We start from the raw sequence: 2,655 nt of genomic DNA on the forward strand, positions 1-2,655 counted from the left end.
CGTTACCGTGTCGGAGCGGGTATCAATACCAGGGACTACAAGGAACGGGTTCCTGCCTTGGTTCGTAGCGGTGCCGACGTACTCTGTATCGATTCATCTGAAGGGTACAGTGAATGGCAACGCCTGACACTCTCCTGGATCAAGGGACAGTATGGGGACCGAGTGAAGGTGGGAGCTGGGAATGTAGTGGACAGGGAAGGATTCCTCTTCCTCGCTGAAAGCGGTGCTGACTTCGTGAAGGTCGGCATTGGTGGGGGATCGATCTGCATAACCCGAGAGACGAAAGGAATTGGAAGAGGACAGGCAACAGCCTTGCTTGAGGTCGCAAAAGCCCGTGATGAATACTTCAATGAGAAGGGTGTATATATTCCCATCTGCTCTGATGGGGGAATAGTACTTGACTACCATATGACCATCGCATTGGCAATGGGTGCCGACTTCCTGATGTTGGGACGCTATTTTGCACGATTCGACGAGTCACCGACAGAGAAGGTAAATGTCAAGGGTTCCTACATGAAGGAGTATTGGGGAGAAGGATCTTCCCGTGCACGAAACTGGCAACGTTATGACCTTGGAGGGGAAGGAAAGCTGAGCTTTGTGGAAGGTGTCGATTCCTATGTCCCCTATGCAGGCCCGCTGAAAGACAATCTCAACTTGAGTCTGAGCAAGATTAAATCAACCATGTGCAACTGTGGTGCACTCAGCATTCCTGAATTGCAGCAGAAGGCTCGGTTGACTGTAGTCAGTTCCACTTCCATCATAGAAGGCGGAGCACATGATGTGTTGCTCAAGGATTCCCAGGACTCGATGAAAAAATAGGTGTTGTATCATACTTCTTGCATGAAATGTGCTACAATGAGTTACTTTTGTGGAAGAAGGTGTAAGAAGTATGAATGAGGTTTCCCGAACCGGCCATGGGAAAGACCGAATGCTTTCGATCAACGACCTTCCCGGTGGAGTGGGGGTATATGAACTCGGTGATGAGATAATTGCAATCTATCTCAGTAGAGGTTTGTCCAAACTGCTCGCATACACCCCGAAGGAGTTCCACAACTACAATGAACTCGATTTGTTGGATTCCGTACATGAAAAAGAGCGAAAACGTATCAAGGCAGTGTTCCAGAAACTGAAGAGAAGCCACAAGGAATTGGATGTAGTTTTTCGATTAGAACGTAAGGAAGATCGTTTCATCAGACTGCTAGGCAGGTACAGCCGTCATCATGGACAATTCCCGGTATACTGCCTGGTGGCCAGCGACGTTTCAGAAGCACACCAGAATGCCCTTGCACTGGAAAGACAGAATACCAGGCTCCAGTTTGCATTTTCTCACTCTACCTTGGAAATGTGGGAGTATCATCTGGAGGATGATCGTCTTGTTCCCTTATCGAGAACAATTCTGGGTGGCCATGCCCCACTTGAGATTTCCAACCCTGCTGCTTTCTTGCTTGAGGAAGGCTATATCCATCCTGACTTCTCAGTGACCTTGAACCATGATTTTACACAATTGCAAGCTGGCAATGAACCAGATTCAATCCTTTTTGTCCGTAGTGCAGCCGGCTCATTCCGATGGCTGAGATTGAGTTATGCTTTTCTCTCAGATGGAGAGCAGGAACGTCGCAGAGCGATAGGTATTTTCCAGGATGTCCATGATGAGATAGCAATGCGACAGCAGGTATTAGGGGAGGATAAGGCCTTCTTTGGAGGGTTTAATCTGGATTCCGGGAAAGCGGTACTTGCAGACAATCGTGTTTGGAAGATGATGGATGGCTGTGATGATTTCTACACCATGTACGATTCAGTCATGCAAAAAGCAATACCAAAAGATTATCTTGCAGTATTCCAAGAAATTGACTCCAGTGAAAAACTCAAACATTTCGTGGAAGCTGGAAAAAAAGAACTGGCCATAGAAGCAAAAATGATGCACCCCCTCCATAGGGAGGACGGGTATCGTTGGGTTAGGTTCCATTTCAATGTCTCCATTGCCAACAACATTACCATCGGATATATCGCGATCAAGGACATTGAGAAGAGCAAGGTCCAGGAACAAGCCTTGGAGAAGCAGGCACATAGTGACAGCCTCACCGGTGTATACAACCGATCTTCCCTTGAAGAACTCGTAACACGGTATCTCATCGATGGTGGCAACAGTGCCTTTTTCCTGATCGATATCGATCGATTCAAAATGATAAACGATACCTTTGGTCATGACCTCGGTGACCGCGTGCTCAAGCGAATGGCGTCATTGATGAGAATGGTGTTTCCCCAGGGTACGATCATTGGCAGACTTGGAGGTGATGAGTTTGTTGCATTCATCCCTCATATGACTGAGGCGGTAAAAAGTGCCGGGGATGAGTTCTGTCATCGTATTGCCGAGGATAGGACGCTTGGGATTCTTTTTACCTGTTCCCTTGGCTGCTGTATCAGCCCTGAAGATGGAACAACATTCAGCGAACTGTATCAACATGCAGACCTTGCCTTGTACCACTCCAAGAATCATGGGCGGAACCAGTGCACCCACTATGTCCCTGAGATGGGGATGCATAAGACCCTCTGCTGGACTAATCATGAGTGGATGTTGGACAATTTCCCTGATACTGTTTGCTTAATCGATTTGCAGAACTATGACCTGCTCTTCCTGAACAAGACCGGTAAGGA

Annotated in this window: 2 protein-coding genes; both read left to right on the plus strand. The window is 47.6% G+C overall.

Features of this window, described 5'->3' with window-relative positions; translation table 11 throughout:
* Positions 1-819 (plus strand): IMP dehydrogenase (locus AB7S66_RS12505; RefSeq protein WP_428520497.1); only part of this gene is annotated, 819 nt, incomplete at its 5' end.
* A gap of 70 nt (positions 820-889) precedes the next feature.
* The coding region (locus AB7S66_RS12510) for a diguanylate cyclase domain-containing protein (protein WP_428520499.1) at positions 890-2,655 on the plus strand (1,766 nt) is incomplete at its 3' end.

It is taken from the genome of Sphaerochaeta sp. (assembly GCF_050178175.1).
Taxonomy (GTDB): domain Bacteria; phylum Spirochaetota; class Spirochaetia; order Sphaerochaetales; family Sphaerochaetaceae; genus Sphaerochaeta.